Here is a 17,507-nt window from a genome sequence, read left to right on the forward strand (position 1 = left end):
GTCCCCTCACAATGAGGAGCGCCGCCAATCAGCCAGAGCGGCAGTTTCAACGGCCTCGATCCATGCACTCTTACATGCGCCATACGCGTGAGAGTCGTCGGGATAGAGCGCCCGGCAGCGAGCTTTCTCTTGCTCGTAGGAGGCAACGATCTCTGGTCGACCCCGAAGGTAGTCGCGAAAAGCGAGATGCCGGTCGATGTCCGGCGCACCGATTTCATAGCAGTGCAGTTGGACAAGACGCCGCCCGGTGCCCGGCTCGCTCTTTGTGACGTAACGCCGCCCGGAAAGCCCAAACTCCCCCCACCAGTCGTAACCGATCTGTTCGAGGTTCGTCTTCCTCAAGTCCATCTCGCCGATGCTACGGACGACAGGCAGAAGATCGAGGATCGGCTTCGCCCTTAAGCCTGGGATGGCCGTTGATCCGACGTGGTGGACGATCAACAGGGCTGAACCGAGCACATCATGCAGAACGGACGCTTCGGCGAGTGCCGCTGCCGACCAATGTGGATTGTGATCGGCCAATTCGACCTGGAAGGGTGGGGGCATCGTGTTCAACAATCAGGGCGACTGATACGCTGCATCGCACGTCCAATCGCGGGTCCGTAATGGGTCGAAAGCGGCTGCCCGTAGATGTCACCTAAACGTTGGATTTCTTGGTCCAAGAATGTTGATTGTTAGTGTTTGGCTGAATGTGTAAATACGAAGGGTCAAATTCGGCCATTTCAACAAGATGTCTCCAATTATTTATGACAAGAACCTTACGATGCAACGTAATCAACCCTTGATTACGCATATTATGCAATGTTCTATTGACATGCACGGTGGACATATTAAGTATTGTTCCAATAATATATTGACTTACAGGTAAATTACATTGATGGTTGGCGGCCAATCCAACGGATTCAAGTCTAATGTATATTTCACAAAGGAAGTGGGCGACACGCTCGACGGCGGGACGCCCGCTTATGCTCACCAGCCAAGATTGGGTAATGGATGCGTTCAGCAACATCCTGCGCCATAGGGTATCAGCTAGGCTGGGGAAGGCGACGGCAAGATTGCGCAGGTCTTGGTGTCGGATCTGTACAATCATCGTCTCAACAAGTGCTGTCAGGCCGCGATCGGCACGGTGTATTAGCTGGAGCCCGTCTAGATCGGGGATATCGCCTGGAATGTGCAAGCCGATTATCTGCCGACGTCTTCCGCTGAGCAATTGATAGCTATAAAGCCAGCCTTTGAGAATGAGGCAGCAATGCACTGCACCCTCAAGTTCCCCGATGATGCTGCTATTGGGTGCTAGGGTTAGCGTGTGGACCGATAGATCAAGAATGGCCTGTCGTTCGGCTCTCCCAAGGTCAGCGATGCGCTCAAGCCTGTTCAAAAAGACCGCGGTGGGTGGGAGCGCTGTTAGCTGCATGACAGAGGCACCTCACGGTGGGCGGCGGAACGTATCTCAACCCAAGTCACTGTGCGGGTTAGCAGGTGAGCAACGTCTCCTCTTGATCCCTTGATATATTCACATATGATAATTTTTGCGTATGTCAAGATCTTCGACGTGTGAGTTGAAGCTGTCGAACGGCTAGCTCCAACGTGTGCCTTTCAGCGGTAAGTGGCGATGTTGTTTCAGCGATTTGTGGCGGCCGGCTGACGGGCGAGGGTGCGGTAGACGGTCGGGCGCGAGACCGAGAACAGCTCGGCCAGGTCGCTGATCGCGTACTCGCCGGTGTCGTGCATGCGGCGCAGTTCCTTCTGCTGCCGGTCCGACAGCTTCGGCTGCTTTCCGCGCAGCTTCCCCCTTGCTCGCGCCACCGCCATACCCTCGCGTGTACGAAGCCGGATCAGGTCGGCCTCGAACTCGGCGAAGGTCGCCAGGATGTTGAAGAACATCTTCCCCATCGGGTCGGCCGGATCGTAGACGCTCGCCCCCGGGCGAGCCTGATGCCCCGCCCCACCAGGGCATCGGCGATCGTGCGCGCGTCCGGGACCGAGCGGGCGAGACGGTCGAGCTTGGGCACCACCAGGGTGTCGCTGCTACGCACCGCGGCCAGTGCCTGGTCGAGACCGGGCCGGGCGCGGTTCGTGCCGGTCATCCCGCGGTCGGTGTAGATCCGGTCGGGAGCGAGCCGTCCGGTCGCGGCCGGCATCATGCTCGCAAAGCCCAGGGCCGTGAGATCGAGCTCGTCTACGAACACATCGACGATGCGAACTGGATTGTCCTCAGACACGTAGTCGTCCAGGCGATGCGGCAGAAGCGCGATCTGGTGACGATCTGCGCCACTAACGAACCGCGTCATACAAGCCTCCACCGTCATGACGAGACTATCAGAACCGCAGCGTTTTCACACAGCCTCGGTAGGAAGCAGACCTTGCATCTCTGCCGAGAAGCAGACGTCCCACAGCTGAATTCGCCGTTTCGCTTACAACCTTTGCTTGGTGCAGCCGAATTCGGCACAAAAATTAGAGCCTAGCGACCCTGATAACAAGCCAAAGCAAATTTCGTCATCTGACACAACTTTGCCTCAGCGGCTCAACAAACGCTGACCATGATCAACGTTGCGCACGCCCTTCCGTCGCAGAGTATCCTTCGCTTAGTCGAAGGCTTTGGGCTAACGGGGACATGGTCGTGGACATTCGCCGCGGACGAGCATGTCTGGTCGCCGGGCCTGTTCCGGATCCTCGGCCTCGAGCCGAATTCGGCCCGACCGGAATACGGCCTTCTCCTCGCCCTCGTTCACCCAGAGGACCGGGACAACGTCACCTCGACGTCGGAATTGCTCCAGACCGGTCAGTTGACGCAGCAATCCTTCCGGATCATCCGTCCGGACGGGACGATGCGCACCGTGATGAGCCGTGGCGAGGTGATCGTGGCGTCCGACGGGCGTCCGCTGCAGGCCATGGGCGTGCTGATCGATGTGAGCGACCGCGAGATGCTGGCGCGCGCGCACGCGGCGGAACGTCGGCGGAAGAAGACTCTTTTCGAGCAAACCGGCGCGTTCACCTCCGCAACCTCCGTCTATCCCTACACCGACTTCTCACCGGAATGGCTGGAGCTGGTCGGGCTGCCGCGGAGGGAATTGCTCGAGGAGCCGACGCTCCCTGTCCTGAAGGAGGAGCGCGCCCGCTGGCGCGACCATGGTCGCGAACTCTATCTGGCGCGACAGGTCGTTCACACACAGCCCCGTCTCATGCTGGCCAGCGGCGAGATCAGACCCTATCGCATGGTGATGGTCCCGATGCGGAACGCTGCTGGCGACCCGGACGGCTGGGTGAACTACATCGCCCCTCTTCACCTCACCGGGATGACGCCCGGCGCAGTGCGGCAGAGCCTGGAACAGCTCGTTCGCGGGTTTCATCTGCGGGCGGGCCGCGCCTTGCTCGGCTGGTCGATGCAGCAATTTGCCGAAGCCGCCGGACTTTCCTTCTCAACCGTCCGCCGGCTCGAAAACGAGGACGTGAGCGCCTCCCGGCGCGCTTGCCAAGCGGCGATCAAGGCGCTCCGGAGCCACGGGATCGTCTTTTCGTTCATGAACGACGGAACCTTGGCGCTCGGCAAGCGGTGATTGGGGGCGGAGCAGTAGGACCGCTTCAGATCCAGGCTGTGTGAAAACTCGGGCGCAGCCCAAATCTGTAGAACAAACTTCTACGTGGCCGGCATTCAGGCATGCCGGATGCTCGTCCGATGCCTGAGGGCCACATAGAAAGGCGCAGATCAGAATGCGTGAGGAGAAGATCCTTCCACAGCCCTCGCGCTTTCACACAGCCTCGGTGGAAAGCGGACAATCAGCATCCCGACCTCACTCCCGTCAGCGCTCTCTCAGGGGCGTGCTAGCGCTAGAACCTGCGAGAGATGGTCGATGCTGACCCCTGGATTGGAAGGGGCGTCGGTCGGCCCTCGCAAGCCCAAGACCACCTAGTCAGCCAAGCCGCCACAATCGCAACTCAATTGCGCGCAATTTAGTTTCCTGCGTGACCAATTGTATCTGTCACGCAGGTGCGCCCGAGAAAAACCATGCCTCGATACCACTTTCACGTCCACGACGGTCGCAGTGAGGTAGACACTGACGGTACCCTCCTAGACGACCCGGCAGCCGCGAAACTGGCGGCAATCACGCTTGCAGGCGAGATTTTGAAGGCCGAAGCAAAGAAGGCGGCCATCGGTCAGAGTTGGAGCCTAGAGGTCACCGACGATGCAGGCTCCCCGCTCTTCCGCATCGAAATGCGCTTTTCCTGCCCCGACGTGACAACGAGATACATAGGCCTATCGCCAGACTCGTTAGTCGCTTGAAATCGAGCGGTTTTCGAATGCCCAGAAAGCCCTCTTCTCAGCCCAAGCGACTGTTCGGGTTCGATGGAACGGCGGGCGAGGACCCTGGCTCACTTGCGGGCTTGGTGGCCCCAGAGGCTAACGGTCTCTCACCCGCCACCGCGCCGAGGAGCATACCCGGCGAGGTTGGGATCAAGTTACAAGAGGCTACTGCAAGGCAGCAGCCATGGGTAGCCGGAAGGCCAGATCTGGGAAGGTGACGGGCGCCGGCGGCCGATAGCCCAGCGACGAATGCGGCCGGACGCGGTTGTAGGTGTTTTGCCACAGCCCGATCACGATCTGCGCTTCCCTCAATGAGTAGAAGATTTCCTGCCGTAGGCACTCATCGCGCAGCTCTGCTCGGAAATCTCCGCCTCCTTGCACGCTAGCGCCAGGCTCTTGCCCTGGGCTCTCTACACCTCGATCTGGCGCAGCTTCAGCACCACCTGCTTCGCGCTCGTCTTCTGACCGCGCCGCATCTTCAACTCCTTCGGTCCTGGCTGATCCTCTCAATCAGCCGGGTCCAAAGCCAGCCGGTCAGGTTACGCCATCGTCAGGATAGAGAAAAATTGCCGACAGCTGCCTATCTGCTTTCAAAGCGGTGCATCAGAAGAACTGAGCGATGAATAATATCTCAATATCCGGTAATAAAACGGTAAATTGATTTAGAAGTATGAAATATGTGATTTATATTTCCATGCCGGCATTAGCGTTTTGTTAGCTGAAGTTTGACCATCTAAGTTTAGTTTCTGTACTAGGCCATTCGAATGAAGATCAGTATCAAAAGCACTCTCGCAGGATCATTCGCTACACTTCTGGCGCTGTCGGTCGTTCAAGGAACCGTCGGCCTGATGAAGCTCGGCGCCATCTCCGACAGGACTGGAGAGCTGCTCGATACGACGATCCCCTCAATGAACGAGGCGAACACCATCAATGTCCTCGTCACCCGTGGGCGGCTTTGGCAGTTCCGCTACGCGGCCGCAACAACCGAAAGCGTGAGGGCGGAAACGCTGGCCAAGGTCGAGGAATTCACCCGCGACCGAAATGCCAAGATCGAAGCCTTCAACGCTTTCATCAGTACAGATGAGGAGAAGAGGCTCTACTCCGACCTTGTGGCGAAGAACGAGCTTCTCAAGCCAACATGGAAATCCCTGCGGGACATGCCGTTCGGAAGCCGGGATGCGTCCATCCTTCACCTCAATGGTGAGATGTACGGCCCTTACCGGGCTGTCGCGGATGCAACCCGCGCGCTTGTAGAGTTGAAACTCTCCCAGGGAAGGAACGCGGGCTCGGAGATCCGAAACGAGCAATCCTCTGCCATCCGCGCGATGCTCGTGACTCTCTGCATCGGCGTTCTCCTCGCCCTTGGTGCGATGGCGTACTCGTTCTTCGGTGTGTCGCGTCCCATCACCCGTATGACCGAGCGAATGCGTCGTCTGGCGGACGGGGACGCCCAGGCGGAGGTTCCCTACGCCCAGCGTCACGACGAGATCGGCTCCATGTCCTCTGCCGTGCGGGTCTTCCGCGACAACTTGTTGAGGTCACGTGCCCTTGAGGAAGAGACCGTGCTGGCGCGGGCCTCCGCCGAGGAGCAGCGCAGGGCCGGGATGCGCCAGATGGCCGACGCCTTCGAACAGTCAGTTGGTGGAATCGTCGGTGCGGTATCCTCCTCGGCGACGGAATTGCAGGCAACCGCAAAGACGATGACGGGCACGGCGGCCGAGACAGCGAACCAGTCGGTGAGCGTTGCCGCAGCCGCCGCGCAGGCGGCGACCAACGTCCACACCGTGGCCGCCGCGGCCGAGGAGCTCGGAAGCTCGGTCCAAGAGATCGGACGCCAGGTGTCCGGCTCCTCCGACCTCGCCCGCGTGGCCGTCGGAGAGGCGGACCAGACCCTGCATCTGGTCCAAGCCTTGAGCCAAGCCTCGGCTCGCATTGGCGACATGATCGGGTTGATCGCGAACATCGCCAGCCAGACCAACCTACTGGCGCTGAATGCGACCATCGAAGCGGCGCGGGCCGGCGAGGCGGGCCGGGGCTTCGCGGTGGTGGCCACCGAGGTCAAGGAACTGGCCGCCCAGACGGCGAAGGCCACCGATGAGATCGGCACTCAGATCGGCCAGATCCAGGAGGTGACGGGTCACGCGGTGGCCGCCATCGGCTCGATCACCACGCGCATCCGCGAGATCAGCGGGGTGGCGGCCTCGATCGCGGCGGCGGTGGAGGAGCAGGGCGCGGCGACCCAGGAGATCGTGCGCAACGTCGCCCAGGCCTCCGCCGGCACCAGCGAGGTGACGAACAACATCACGGCCGTGGCGCAAGCCTCGGAGGGTACAGGGACGGCCGCGAGCCAGGTTCTGTCCGCGGCCTCCGAGCTCTCCCGCCAGTCCGAGCATCTTGGGACCGAGGTGACGCGGTTCCTCGCCACCGTGCGGGCAGCCTGACCTCGATGCGCCAGCCCCGGGCGACCGGGACAACCTGACGCGTCAGTCTAACGCCTCCTTTCATCCGACCTGCGAGAGGACGCGGACGGACGCAAATCTATCGGACCTGGTCGGCGACCTCTGCCTCATCGCCGACCATGAAGCTGATATTCCAAGGGTCCGCAATGGGTCCAGGCTGTGTGAAAACTCGGGCGCAGCCCAAATCTGCAGAACAAACTTCTACGTGGCCGGCTTTCAGGCATGCCGGACGCTTGTCCGATACCTGAGGGCCACATAGAAAGACGCAGATCAGAATGCGTGAGGAGAAGATCCTTCCACAGCCCTCGCGTTTTCACACAGCCTCGGTGGGGAGCGGGCATTCAGACCGGCGGCCGCAATGGACTGCATCGCGCACGGAAGCGGACCTTCACCGATAGCGGATATATCGAACGTTCCCGGCAGCGCTCTTCGAGGATGCTACGCCACCCCGCCGTGATCCATCCCTGCGCCTCAGCAAGGTCGACAAAGGGCGGCGGGTTCGGATCGTCCACTCGCCCGAACCCTGCCTCCAGGAACCACATGCTGGCCTTGTCGCCATGCGCACCGATAGGTGTATCAGCACCGCGACGAGGAAGCCCTCGTGAAAGACAAGCTGTCTCTCCTGATCATCGCCGCCCGTGGCGACCTGTACCGGCTGAAGGCGCAGGTTCATGCAGCAGCACAATCTGCCAGGTGCAGGTAGTTGGCCCTGAACTCGGCAAGAGCCCGCAGGCCAGCGTAGTCGAGGATCTTCAGCCGGCCACCTTCAAGTTCAATCAGCCCGCTCTGCCGCAGCTCCCTGAGCGAACGGTTGACGTGAACGGAGGTGATGCCGGTGGTGTCCGCGAAATCCACCTGCGTCAGCGGTAACTTGTAGCCGGTGCCATCCGCCAGGCCGACCACCTTCAATCGGAGCAGAAGCTCACAGAACAAGTGCGCCAGCCGCTCCACGGCCGAGCGCCGACCCACGTTCGTCAGCCACTCGCGCAAGATCGCCTCATCCACGAGCTGGTTCTTGCGCAAGGCACGGGCGATCCGGGGATGGTGCGTCAGCAGATCGGCGACCAGTTCAGGCGCGAGGCGCATTCGGCTGGCTTCCGGAGGGCACCTGGCGCTCCCTGATTACCGTGGCGTTCGCCGCAAGAAGGATTCGATGAGCTGGACCCAGCCGCTGAGCATGATGGAACAAAGCGTCGCTGTCGTGACCAGTCCTACCACCGCCCAGCTGTCGAAACTGGCATTGAGCAACGAAGCGTACTTGTGCTGTATCGCGGTTGCCTGTTCGGGTGTCGTCTGGCGATAGAATGGATAGACCATGTGGTTAAGCTTCATCATGCTCATGTACAGCCCGAGAGCTCCGAACCCTATCCAATAATTTTTTATGTAAGCCACCGTCGCCTTGATCGGATAGGTCTCGCGATTCTCGCTTCTGCTATAGTCCCAAAACAATAGAGGCAGGAACGCAGGCGCTCCAAAGCATATAATTGTATTTAGATAGACAACACTGATTCCCGATCGCTCGATTAGAAACTGCCGCATGTTCGTCAACGGAACCAGCAACGACCACGAGCTGGCCGCTTCAATAGCTTGCTGCTCGCCGACGGAGAAAAGGTGCAACGAGATCGACGCGACAACGGCCGCACCCGCAAGCAGGCCTATGATGACATTGGCCCGATGCTTTCGCAGGAGGCTGGGAAAGAGCCTGCAGCAGATGAATACGATCAACCATGCGACCTCGAACCCGTAGGGAAAAGCCAGATAGGCGAAGGCGGTCGGTAGAGTTGCGAAAGCTGCAACGATGATTACGGATTGCAAGATGTACATCGTTTCCGGTCGCCGCTTCAGCCGAAATCTTCGTCCTGTTTTGGAAAGTCCGGCCTTCTCAGAGGTGTCGAGCGAATGCATGTTCAATCGGCAAAGTTGGCGGAAAACTGGTGCAAGGCTCGAAGATCGACGAGAGCTTTTAGTTCGAGTTCCTGGCTATGGGCATAGCTGTCTTGATTGCAGAGATCCCCACGCGGCAGAGGAAATCGCTCTCAGAATGGTCTTCCATGGTGAGTTCGAGGCCGCCGCCTGAGCCGAGAACGAGCACTTGCGCATCGTTCGGCGCACGCTCTGCCAGAAGTAGCCCTGCCATACGTTGTAGGTCGGCGTAGCCGGGTACCAGCCGCTGCGGATTGGAGAATGCGTCCATGCGCAACGGTAAACCAATACACCGAAGACGAAGCGCTTCATAATCAGCTATGTAGCAGCACGCAGTTAACATGGTGCTTCGCAAAAACATGCAGCCAGGGCTGGGCCAGAACGAAGGAGATCTTTGACGAGCGGTCGCCCACATACCAGTTGCACCAGTCGCCTTCAGGGGCGGCGGCCCAAGTCGCCTGCCGGCTCTTCCGCGCTGGCGTCACGGATCTGAGCGACAAGGAAGGCTTCGGCTCGCTGCCACGCCTCGTCGGTATCGCCGCGGAAGTTGAGATCGCGTGAGAAGACATCCCGGCCGGTGCGGGCATCCACGAGTCGGGCCCAGAGCTGCAGGATCAGCGTACTGCTCTTGTGCACGACGCCAACGAGAACCAACTCGGCTCCCTGCGCCCGGGATGCCCGCAGCAGGCACTGAGCGTCACCAGCGGGGCAGTCCTTCAGCAGGCGCTCGGCAGGCAGCAGCGTCGCTTGGTATCGTCCCGAGCGAGTGAGGTCGGACGCCAGATCCTTGGCAAGGCGCTGCATCCGTTCCGCATGCTGCCGCGATTGGTCGACCGGCTCGCCCGAGGTGTCGAGGAGCTTGATCGGCAACACTGCCAGCCGGATCGGCTGCGCTTCTGCCGCGTCGGCCTGGGACATTCCGAGTGCCATCAGGTGAAGCGCGAGCGCGCCGACCCACACTGATCGGCGCGCATTCGAGACCCAAGCCTCCGCAATGGGCCTCATCCGCGCGCGTCGATCGATCGGGTTCAGGCGCGGGCGGTTCGCAAGGATCAGGCAGAGCATGATGACTGTGCCTCGTAGAGCGCCTTGAACTCCGGGATCCCGAAGGTCGCTACGACCTGGTGGTGCTCGTTGAGGATCTCGTAGACGGGGCCGTCGATATCGCGGTTCGTGAAGTAGACGATCACGTCCTGGTCGCCGCCGCCTTCGGTATGAGGCTCGCCTCCGGCTTTGCCCGCGACATAGCTCCCGACCGGTCGAACCTCTTTGAGCTCCCCGTTCGGCCGGTAAATCCGCAGCTCGCCCTGTAGGACGAGGGTCCGGTAGGCCGCTGCATGGCGATGCAGCGCGATCCGCTCGTTTGCGGCGAACTTGAACAGCAGGTCGACGATCCGGGCATCCTCATCGACACTCAGGATATGATAGGCGGCGTGATCGAAGCCCTCGACCGTCCGCCAGACGATGTTGCGATCATCGAATGCGAGCCTTGCCATGGCGTGCTCCTGATGGGTCCTCTCCGTGCCGACGCGCAGGACGCCTGAGAGCATCCCACCGCGACTGTGCCCCGCGGGCAGATCCAGGCCTAAGCGGATTGCAGCGCGCGCCCTTGCCATTCGGTGCCAATGCACCGACCCTGCAGTGGGGAGACGCTCATGCCGGCATACGGTCTGACCCGGGCACGCACCATGGGACCGATCGCGGAGGCCATCACGGCGGCGGGTGGCTCGGTCGCGCGGGTGTTCGGCCGGGCCGGAATACCGCTGACGCTTCTCGACACGCCTGACCGCCTGATCCTGCTGCGTGATCAGCTCCGGCTCGTCGATGCGGCCATGCGCGAGATCGGCGACCCGGCCCTACCGGCCCGGCTCTCAATGCGCACCGGGATCACCGGACTGGGGCCTATCGGCCAACAGGTTCAGTCTGCCGCCACGCTCGGGGCCGCCCTCGCACGTGTCGAGATCGTCACCCCGCTTCTCCTTCAGACCGCGACCTGGACAGGGCTGCGCCGACAGGATCGGAGCGCGTTCTACGGCTACGCCGTGGCCGAGCGGATCGACAGCGGGCGTCAGGCGAACGAGATCCTCGCGCTCGGCTACCTGCTCGGTACGGCGCGCCATTTCCTCGGCCCCGCATGGCGGCCAGAGCGAGCCGTGGTAACGGGCGCGCATTTGGCGGAACGTCCCAGGATCGAGGCGCTGCTCGGCTGCGAGATAGTTCTTGGGGCTCGGGCCGGCCTGGTCTTCCCCGCCGACCATCTCGATGCCGGGAACCCGAAACGCTTTGATCCGACCCAGGTGCATGCGGCTGAGGACGAGCCGATCGGCGAGGACCTTGTGGCCTGCGTCACGCACCTGATCGAACTCGGGCTGGATGGGGCCCGCCCCACCATCGATGGCATTGCCGGCCGTCTCGGCCTCTCGCGCAGGACGCTGCAGCGCCGCCTGGAGGAGACCGGTAGGCGGTATGCCGACCTTCAGCGCAGCGTGCTGATCCGCCGGGCGAAGGCGCTCCTGTCAGACGAAACGCTGCCGATTGGTCGGATCGGCGTCGAACTCGGCTATGCGGATGCTGCCCATTTCAGCCGGGCCTTCCTGCACTGGACGGGTACGACCCCAAGCGATTGGCGTCGCCGTACTCACATGCAGCTTCGTCCGCTCCCCACCGTTTAATTAGCAGGCACGCAAACCTTACAAGTTTGAGTGGATGATAAACCTTCGTTCTCTGGAATCCATTTTAGACCATTTCATATGCCGCAGCGCGAGGTTGTGGTAGAGCGATTGAAGTGCAATAGCAAAGCTTCTGACCAATTGGGGGTCACTGAAATTAATCTACATAAATTGGGATTATTCTGACGGATCGCACGTATCGAGATGACCAAAAAAAGTGAAAACCATATAAAATACATCACACCGACTAGTTTCATCTGCATTATTGCACGAAATCAATGCCCCTAACCGAACTTCTTGTCTCGGCATGAGTGGCATCCGAATCTCTGGATCATATGAACCTGAGAATACAAATTGGAATCGGACATGAAATACAGGACTCTATCCAATATATTTATAGCATTGTCTTCTACAGCGACGACAATGTCGTTCTTATTAATTTTTGTCTCTAGCATCAAATATGGCGGTAGGAATTATTATGGGGATTTGGGTTTTATAATTGCGATGATCAACTCCATTCCTTTTATAATAAGCATAGTTATAATCACAATCCGCTATCAGGATACCACGGCAAGGTATTCAGAATGGTTGGAAAGGAATAAGTTCCTTATATTTTTTGTTTTATTACCAATATTCATCGCATCGGCTCTCTTGATAAGAAACTTAATCTTTTGAATACTCAAGCAATGGAACTATTGAAATCAATACAACTAACTGCGACTCGATTGTAGCAGGCGACGCCCCTCGCATCCCTCAGCGTTCGTAGTCAGGTCCTGCACGCGGTCGGTCTGGCCGCTCACGTATGGTCGTGTTCTGCAAAATGCGTCTAACCTCGGCGCTCCGTTCTAGGACGGAGCGCGAGGCTCGGCGCTCCACATGCCGAATGCATAGAGCCAGCTGCCGCCATGCGAATTGCGGGACCGCACGCATCTCCTGCAGCACACGTCGGAGCGCCTGCGCCGCCGTAAAGGCGCTTCGCAGATCGAGGCGCACCTCAGGGCAGGGAGGCGGGATCACACCATCCCGCACGAACGCGCTCCGGTCCTCGACATGATCGACGACGTTCGCCTTCTCCGCATAGCGACGCGCCTCGACGAACAGCCGCTCCCGTAGCTCGGCCTCGCTCAGAGCGAGAGCGGGACCCGGCTGCCGCACCCGAACGGCCGCGGCAAGACGTTCACGCTCGATCACCAGCCATGCCTCCTGCCGGTGCCGGGTCAGACCGACATAGAGCTCGCGCGCGTCCGCCGCCGTGAACCCGCAATAGACCGTCGCCTCACAGGTCCGACCCTGCACGGCGTAGGCCGTACCGGCATAGGCGTGACCAAGACGCGGCTGCGGCCTCGCCTTGCCCCGGCGGGGCTGCACCGACACGAACCCCGCATAGGCGTCCTCCACCTGCCGGCCGTCTTCCAGGCGCACGCGAAGCCTGAGCTCGCCGGCGCGATCCGGCCCGATCGCCTCGACCTTGGCCCGCGTGCCGTTGCGGATGCCGTGCTGCGCCAGACTCTCGCCGAAGCGCAGACGGTCACCGACCGCCAAACTCACACGCTGGGGTTTGTTTTCGCGGTCCCGCGCCGTCACCTCGATCTCGGGTCCGGTCAACGCGCCCTCGGAACGCAGCACGGCCCGTGCCTCCCGGTTGAGCGCGGCTACGTCGCGGTTGCGCCGGGTCACGATCAGCGCGGCATCCGGGCCATGGCGCGCCCGCGCCTCACCCCAGAGCATCAGTGCCCGCGCCCGCACCGCCTCAGCGCCGGAGACGAGCTCGACATGCCCCTGCCGCGCGTAGGCCCGCAGACCTGCCTCGACCTCGCCGCGTGCCATCAGCACCGAGGCCGCGCGCTGCCAGGGCACCGTCTGCCGCCGCACCTCCGAAAGGGCGGCGCGGCGGCCGAGCACGTCGACGACGGCACGCAGCGCGCTGCCGCCCGGAACCGGGGCGAGCTGGCGCCGGTCGCCCATCAGCACGACCCGCGCCCCGCCCGCGGCCGCCGCCGTCAGGATGGCCGAAAGATCCCGGGTGCCGACCATCCCGGCCTCGTCCACCAGCAGGAGGGTGTCCGGCCCGAGCGGCGCGGCGTTTCCACGAGCCTGATCGTGACGCCAGCGGGCGATGGCCTGCGCCGGGATGCCGATCGAGGTGGAAAGCTCGTCGGCCGCGACCCAGCTCGGCGCCAGCCCGATCACCCTAAGACCGGACCAAGCGGCAATTTCCGCCAGCGCTCGCGCCGTCGTGGTCTTGCCGGTGCCGGCTCCCGCCTCCAGCACGCTGACGGCCGCCGGCACACACACCTCGCGCAAAGCCCGTTTCTGCTCCTCGGCCAGGGGTGAGCCGGGCCCCAGCACCGCGTTCAGCCCCAGCTCCGAGATAGATCGTCCAGCCTCGGACCGGTCGGCGGCGCGCAGCAGGGCGGCCTCGGCCGCCGCAAGGCCGGGCGTCGTCCAGCAGGCCTCGCGCTCGGCCTGTACCAGCCGCACGAGTGCACCCGTGCGCTCCAGCGCCGCCAGCTCGGCCCGTACCGCTGCGAGACCGAGGCCCTGCAAGGCCGCCTCGTCGAGCGCCCGCTCGATCAGGCTCCGGCGCGCCAGCACGGTCTCGTGTCGGAACAAGGCGGAGGCCGCGAGCGCCACCGGCGTCGTGCCCGAGATCTCGGGTGGCTCGAAGGCTAGCTCGGGCACCGGAGCGGTCTCACGCTCCAGATCCGGCGCGCTTACGGCATCCCAAGGATCAAGCCCGAGACCGCTCAGCTCCCTGCGCCAGCGCGCTTCCAGCTCGGGGCCGGTCGGCAGATCCGCCTTGGCGCCGCGGGTGGCGAGTGCGGCGATCTCCTTCTGCGCGCTCGAGGCGGCTTCCCGATCGACACCGATCCGAGCCTCGATCGCCACCGAGCGCTTCGAGAACGCTTCGATTGCCGTCTGCTGGATGCCGGCAATCTCGAACTGCCCCTGGCCCGCCGGACGCAGGGTCAGGCCGAGCTCGCCCACGAGCCGCTCGGCGAGCGCCGCCCGGTAGGCGCTGCCCACCACCAGCTGCCATTGGTAAAGCCGCTCCGGCTCCAGGGTTCTGTGCCGCCCATCCTGCGAGGGGGCAGCGTTGATCATCACGCAGTGCGTGTGACAGTTCGGGTCGCCGGCCCGCGAGGTGTAGTGATCGAAGCGGCCCACCATCAGGCCGGCCGGTCCTTCGCGCCGATGTCCGCCCGCCCCGAGCCGCACCTCCAAGAGCCCCTCTGCACACAGGAAGCCGAGCGCCTCCTCGACAGAAGCAGCGTGCAGGGTCTCCAGCTGCGCCCGCACCTCGGGAGAGCTCACGGCCCAGAGCAGGGAGAACGTCTTGGGTGCGGTCAGAGTCAGGTCCCATCCGGCCCGGTGCCCCGCCCCGGCCCCGCGCACCAGCGGCTGGCCACTCGCCGGATCGAGCCCGGCGCAGAGATCCCGAAAACTCTCGAGCACGATCGGGGCACCGTGGCGCACGATCGCCGGCCCTTGCGTCCACCAGCGGCCGCCGCCGTCCTGGACGTAGTACTCGTCCCTGTTGTGTGTCTCGCGGTAGGGGTCGTTGGTGTAGTAGGCGCCCGCCGATGCGCCGTGCCCGAGCGCGTGCAGCGAGGCGGTCACGCCGCTGGGGCCTTCGCCGCCCGGTATCGGCAGATCTCGGCGATTGCGCTCGGTGCGGGCTCGGCCAGGGCCTCGCCGACCAGTCCGGCCAGCTCGGCGAGCCGGTCCTTGACGAGAGCCATCTCCTCGCCCAACCGGCCGTAGGCCGTGACCCCGTCGAGGTGATCGGCGATCGCGCGCGCAGCGAGCTCGGCTGACCGAGCGCTACGGCTTCGCCGAAACTGGACGCATCGTCGAGGATCTCACGAGCTTCCGCGCCAGGACCATGCAGGCCGTCAGCCCGGCCGCGCGCTGGCTGGAAGGCTGACGTCGATGTCGTCGCCTTCTTCCCGCGGGTCGTCCTCGAGCGTCGATGCACGCCTGCGCGCGGCGCAGAAGGCCGAGCGGGCGGCCACACGGCGGGTGCAGCAGGCAAGCGGTGCCCGGCTCACTGAGATCCTGCGGCTGCCGCCACGCGAGCGCCTCACCCATCTCGACGATCCGGCGCTTGTGGGTCCGGACCGGGTCAGCCTGCGCCGCTCGCTCCAGGCTGGCCTCGCCCGCCCCCGCCGCCGCTGGCATCCGAGCAGGCGCCTGCAGGCCCTGGGTCGGCGGTTCGGCTTATCGGCGCTGCGCCAGCTCCTGCATCCGGCCGTGCTCGGACTGGCCGGGATCGCCGGCGTATGGCTGCACATGGCTTGGTCCAACACGCCGCGGGTGGCGCTCTCGACACAGATGCTGGCCAGCAACGTGGTTGGTCCGGACGGTCTCGTGCAGGGCTATGCCTTCCCAGCCCGGAGTTGGGTTCCGGTGGAACGGCTCGACGCGCAGACGGCGCAGGTGCGGGTCTGGTACACGCGCCAGGGCTACGGGCACGGTGCGGTCTGGCGCAGCGGGCTCGACTTCGCTCGCTGAACTCGCCCCGCCCCTGAGCAGGCAATGCATGAGGCTGAACCGGACGCTGCAGTGGCTCTCAGGCGGTGGCCCGCACCGGCGCCACGAAGTCGAGCAGACCGGAGAAGCGCCCATCGGCATGGGCGAGCGTCTTGCGGAGCTTGAGCGGATCGGTGGTGTAGGCGCCACTGGCGAGGAAGACCAGGGTGTGCCGCTGAGTGACGCGGGCAAGTTCCGAGGCCGGCACGAGCGCCTCCGGACCGGGCGCCACGCTCTTCGTCTCCTTGCCGGTATTGGGATCGCGAGAGATCGTCTCCTGCACGCCCGTGAAGGAGCCGAGCGCCGTGGACCAGCGCTCGCGCTCCGCGCCCTGAGCACCCGCGAGGTTGAACAGCAGCAACGCCTCGGCCGTGTCGCGCAGGATCGCCGCGCCCGCCTCACCGTAGGTGTCGATGATCTGCGCTTCGGATTGCCAGAACGTCCACAGCGAGACGCCGTAGCCCGGCAGCTCGCCGGCCCCGCGCAGGATCGCGCCAAAGCGGCCGAGCGTGTAGGCCTCGTCGATGACCACCAGGAGGCGCTCGGCCAGCCGAACCCATCAGAATCGAGATCGGCGACCATGAGGGTGCGCGCGGCCGGCAACGCGGCGTCCTTGTCTATGGCGACGTTCGATCATTCGCAGAGAGCTTTCCCCCTCGATTGATGCGGCTCTTGCTGGCGGTGGCGGCCGGCCCGCCGGCGACGGCGGCCGAGCTGGCCGCGCATCTCGGCCGGGCACCGGAGCGCGTAGGGATCGACCTTATGAGCCTATGGGGGATGGGCCTCGCGCGCCCGAGCAACGGCCGGCCGTCAGCGTCTCAAGATTGCGAGATTTAAAGACTCAAATCTCACACTCTTTAAAGAGCAATGACGATTGACAGCATATGACACCAAGTGACATAATGAGGCATGGCGACCGCAACCCTCCTGTTCAGCGAAAAGAAGGTCTATGCGGACGGCTCGATTCTCCAGATGAAGCTTTGGGCGGTTCCGGCTCCGGTGCGCGGTTCCTCGCACCTCCTCAAATATTCGCTGTTCTATGGCCGGAATGGGCTGCGCATCGTTGCTTATGACAATGAGGCAGGAAAGGGGGATCATATTCACCGTGGCAGCATAGAGGCGCCCTATCGCTTCACTTCACCCGAACAACTCGTATCGGACTTCCTAGATGAGGTTCGCGCGCTTCGCGGAGGCTTGATTTAATGGCAGACGTAGAAATCAGAATCGGCGGCTCAGCCGATGAGATGGGCGAGCGCTTCGCCGGTGCGTGGCGCCGGGCCGAGGCAGGCAACCTGACCCCTGCCCGTCCTGTCGTGACATTCGAGACGTGGGGCGCGTTCCTTGCGACGTTCTCCGATGCGCGGGTGGCCTTGCTCAAGCGGTTGGCCGAGGACGGGCCTGCCCCGTCAATCAACGCCTTGGCCGGCTCGCTCGGCCGCCCATACAGGCGCGTCCACGACGACGTGTCGGCTCTTATGGCTGCGGGCCTGATCGGCCGCGAGGGTACGCGGATCGAGTTGGCGGCCGAGGGGGCGCAGGCCCACATCAGTTTCAAGGCTCTTTCGGCTTCATAAGCTCAAACTCTCTCACTCTTTAAAGAGTGCTGGCGGCCGGACGGAT

18 protein-coding genes and 2 pseudogenes are annotated in these 17,507 nt (G+C 62.8%); 7 read left to right on the top strand and 13 right to left on the bottom strand.

What is annotated here, in order from left to right; all coding sequences use genetic code 11:
• Positions 1-6 precede the first annotated feature (6 nt).
• The 5 genes and pseudogenes from OVA30_RS00735 to OVA30_RS00755 form a co-directional block, all read right to left on the bottom strand.
• Positions 7-546, bottom strand: coding sequence for a GrpB family protein (locus tag OVA30_RS00735; protein WP_209688100.1), 540 nt, complete (start codon positions 544-546; stop codon positions 7-9).
• A gap of 91 nt (positions 547-637) precedes the next feature.
• Positions 638-1,414 (bottom strand): Crp/Fnr family transcriptional regulator, encoded by a 777-nt coding sequence (locus OVA30_RS00740; RefSeq protein WP_253394360.1) that lies wholly within the window; start codon positions 1,412-1,414, stop codon positions 638-640.
• 206 nt (positions 1,415-1,620) lie between these two features.
• Positions 1,621-1,884: a helix-turn-helix domain-containing protein gene (locus OVA30_RS00745; RefSeq protein ID WP_253394362.1), complete on the bottom strand. Its 264-nt coding sequence runs from the start codon at positions 1,882-1,884 to the stop codon at positions 1,621-1,623.
• Positions 1,836-2,141 (bottom strand): recombinase family protein, encoded by a 306-nt coding sequence (locus OVA30_RS00750; RefSeq protein ID WP_326493600.1) that lies wholly within the window; start codon positions 2,139-2,141, stop codon positions 1,836-1,838. Before OVA30_RS00750 ends, OVA30_RS00745 begins: the two co-directional genes overlap by 49 nt.
• Positions 2,115-2,291, bottom strand: a pseudogene (locus OVA30_RS00755) (IS5/IS1182 family transposase); the annotation flags it as partial. The pseudogene OVA30_RS00755 and the gene OVA30_RS00750, both read right to left, overlap by 27 nt.
• A 249-nt stretch (positions 2,292-2,540) precedes the next feature.
• On the opposite strand from OVA30_RS00755, the gene OVA30_RS00760 reads away from it, so the two are divergent.
• Both OVA30_RS00760 and OVA30_RS00765 read left to right on the top strand, forming a co-directional pair.
• Positions 2,541-3,557, top strand: a complete 1,017-nt coding sequence (locus OVA30_RS00760; protein WP_209688102.1) for a PAS domain-containing protein — start codon at positions 2,541-2,543, stop codon at positions 3,555-3,557.
• 449 nt (positions 3,558-4,006) lie between these two features.
• Positions 4,007-4,282 carry a DUF6894 family protein gene (locus tag OVA30_RS00765; protein ID WP_209688103.1) on the top strand — a complete coding sequence of 92 codons (276 nt, stop codon included), beginning with the start codon at positions 4,007-4,009 and terminating at the stop codon, positions 4,280-4,282.
• Between the two features lie 186 nt (positions 4,283-4,468).
• Here OVA30_RS00765 and OVA30_RS00770 read toward each other — a convergent pair.
• Positions 4,469-4,660: pseudogene (locus tag OVA30_RS00770) on the bottom strand (integrase core domain-containing protein); the annotation flags it as partial.
• A 407-nt stretch (positions 4,661-5,067) separates the two neighbouring features.
• Here OVA30_RS00770 and OVA30_RS00775 point away from each other — a divergent pair.
• Positions 5,068-6,744, top strand: coding sequence for a methyl-accepting chemotaxis protein (locus OVA30_RS00775; RefSeq protein WP_209688104.1), 1,677 nt, complete (start codon positions 5,068-5,070; stop codon positions 6,742-6,744).
• A 687-nt stretch (positions 6,745-7,431) separates the two neighbouring features.
• Here OVA30_RS00775 and OVA30_RS00780 read toward each other — a convergent pair.
• The 4 genes from OVA30_RS00780 to OVA30_RS00800 form a co-directional block, all read right to left on the bottom strand.
• The gene (locus OVA30_RS00780) at positions 7,432-7,848 is read right to left on the bottom strand and encodes a Crp/Fnr family transcriptional regulator (protein WP_253394366.1); all 417 of its coding nucleotides are present in this window, start codon (positions 7,846-7,848) and stop codon (positions 7,432-7,434) included.
• Positions 7,849-7,884: 36 nt separating this feature from the next.
• Complete coding sequence (locus OVA30_RS00785) at positions 7,885-8,667, bottom strand: hypothetical protein (protein ID WP_268174250.1); 783 nt, start codon at positions 8,665-8,667, stop codon at positions 7,885-7,887.
• A 453-nt stretch (positions 8,668-9,120) separates the two neighbouring features.
• A complete protein-coding gene (locus tag OVA30_RS00795; protein WP_268174251.1) occupies positions 9,121-9,603 on the bottom strand; it encodes a DUF2380 domain-containing protein in 483 nt (160 codons plus the stop codon).
• 134 nt (positions 9,604-9,737) lie between these two features.
• The gene (locus tag OVA30_RS00800) at positions 9,738-10,181 is read right to left on the bottom strand and encodes a cupin domain-containing protein (RefSeq protein ID WP_209688696.1); all 444 of its coding nucleotides are present in this window, start codon (positions 10,179-10,181) and stop codon (positions 9,738-9,740) included.
• A 159-nt stretch (positions 10,182-10,340) separates the two neighbouring features.
• On the opposite strand from OVA30_RS00800, the gene OVA30_RS00805 reads away from it, so the two are divergent.
• On the top strand, positions 10,341-11,357 hold the full coding sequence (locus OVA30_RS00805) for an AraC family transcriptional regulator (RefSeq protein WP_209688106.1): 1,017 nt from the start codon (positions 10,341-10,343) through the stop codon (positions 11,355-11,357).
• 750 nt (positions 11,358-12,107) lie between these two features.
• Here OVA30_RS00805 and mobF read toward each other — a convergent pair.
• Complete coding sequence (gene mobF / locus OVA30_RS00810; RefSeq protein ID WP_268174252.1) at positions 12,108-14,975, bottom strand: MobF family relaxase; 2,868 nt, start codon at positions 14,973-14,975, stop codon at positions 12,108-12,110.
• On the bottom strand, positions 14,972-15,097 hold the full coding sequence (locus OVA30_RS00815; protein WP_268174253.1) for a hypothetical protein: 126 nt from the start codon (positions 15,095-15,097) through the stop codon (positions 14,972-14,974). Before OVA30_RS00815 ends, mobF begins: the two co-directional genes overlap by 4 nt.
• Before the next feature lie 190 nt (positions 15,098-15,287).
• On the opposite strand from OVA30_RS00815, the gene OVA30_RS00820 reads away from it, so the two are divergent.
• Positions 15,288-15,869, top strand: coding sequence for a hypothetical protein (locus OVA30_RS00820; RefSeq protein WP_253394381.1), 582 nt, complete (start codon positions 15,288-15,290; stop codon positions 15,867-15,869).
• Positions 15,870-15,927: 58 nt separating this feature from the next.
• Here the strand turns inward: OVA30_RS00820 and OVA30_RS00825 are convergent, their stop codons facing one another.
• The gene (locus tag OVA30_RS00825; RefSeq protein WP_268174254.1) at positions 15,928-16,419 is read right to left on the bottom strand and encodes a TraM recognition domain-containing protein; all 492 of its coding nucleotides are present in this window, start codon (positions 16,417-16,419) and stop codon (positions 15,928-15,930) included.
• Positions 16,420-16,796: 377 nt separating this feature from the next.
• Here OVA30_RS00825 and OVA30_RS00830 point away from each other — a divergent pair, with 377 nt between their 5' ends.
• Positions 16,797-17,090: a toxin-antitoxin system TumE family protein gene (locus tag OVA30_RS00830; protein ID WP_209688107.1), complete on the top strand. Its 294-nt coding sequence runs from the start codon at positions 16,797-16,799 to the stop codon at positions 17,088-17,090.
• Positions 17,090-17,461, top strand: coding sequence for an HVO_A0114 family putative DNA-binding protein (locus tag OVA30_RS00835; protein WP_268174255.1), 372 nt, complete (start codon positions 17,090-17,092; stop codon positions 17,459-17,461). Before OVA30_RS00830 ends, OVA30_RS00835 begins: the two co-directional genes overlap by 1 nt.
• The last annotated feature ends 46 nt before the right edge of the window (positions 17,462-17,507 follow it).

It is taken from the genome of Methylorubrum sp. SL192, from assembly GCF_026672325.1.
Taxonomy (GTDB): domain Bacteria; phylum Pseudomonadota; class Alphaproteobacteria; order Rhizobiales; family Beijerinckiaceae; genus Methylobacterium; species Methylobacterium extorquens.

Coding starts and splice junctions, on each gene's coding strand:
- OVA30_RS00735 (WP_209688100.1), bottom strand. CDS start 546: ATGCCCCCACCCTTCCAGGTCGAATTGGCCGATCACAATCCACATTGG.
- OVA30_RS00740 (WP_253394360.1), bottom strand. CDS start 1,414: ATGCAGCTAACAGCGCTCCCACCCACCGCGGTCTTTTTGAACAGGCTT.
- OVA30_RS00745 (WP_253394362.1), bottom strand. CDS start 1,884: ATGTTCTTCAACATCCTGGCGACCTTCGCCGAGTTCGAGGCCGACCTG.
- OVA30_RS00750 (WP_326493600.1), bottom strand. CDS start 2,141: ATGCCGGCCGCGACCGGACGGCTCGCTCCCGACCGGATCTACACCGAC.
- OVA30_RS00760 (WP_209688102.1), top strand. CDS start 2,541: ATGATCAACGTTGCGCACGCCCTTCCGTCGCAGAGTATCCTTCGCTTA.
- OVA30_RS00765 (WP_209688103.1), top strand. CDS start 4,007: ATGCCTCGATACCACTTTCACGTCCACGACGGTCGCAGTGAGGTAGAC.
- OVA30_RS00775 (WP_209688104.1), top strand. CDS start 5,068: ATGAAGATCAGTATCAAAAGCACTCTCGCAGGATCATTCGCTACACTT.
- OVA30_RS00780 (WP_253394366.1), bottom strand. CDS start 7,848: ATGCGCCTCGCGCCTGAACTGGTCGCCGATCTGCTGACGCACCATCCC.
- OVA30_RS00785 (WP_268174250.1), bottom strand. CDS start 8,667: ATGCATTCGCTCGACACCTCTGAGAAGGCCGGACTTTCCAAAACAGGA.
- OVA30_RS00795 (WP_268174251.1), bottom strand. CDS start 9,603: ATGTCCCAGGCCGACGCGGCAGAAGCGCAGCCGATCCGGCTGGCAGTG.
- OVA30_RS00800 (WP_209688696.1), bottom strand. CDS start 10,181: ATGGCAAGGCTCGCATTCGATGATCGCAACATCGTCTGGCGGACGGTC.
- OVA30_RS00805 (WP_209688106.1), top strand. CDS start 10,341: ATGCCGGCATACGGTCTGACCCGGGCACGCACCATGGGACCGATCGCG.
- OVA30_RS00815 (WP_268174253.1), bottom strand. CDS start 15,097: ATGGCTCTCGTCAAGGACCGGCTCGCCGAGCTGGCCGGACTGGTCGGC.
- OVA30_RS00820 (WP_253394381.1), top strand. CDS start 15,288: ATGTCGTCGCCTTCTTCCCGCGGGTCGTCCTCGAGCGTCGATGCACGC.
- OVA30_RS00830 (WP_209688107.1), top strand. CDS start 16,797: ATGGCGACCGCAACCCTCCTGTTCAGCGAAAAGAAGGTCTATGCGGAC.
- OVA30_RS00835 (WP_268174255.1), top strand. CDS start 17,090: ATGGCAGACGTAGAAATCAGAATCGGCGGCTCAGCCGATGAGATGGGC.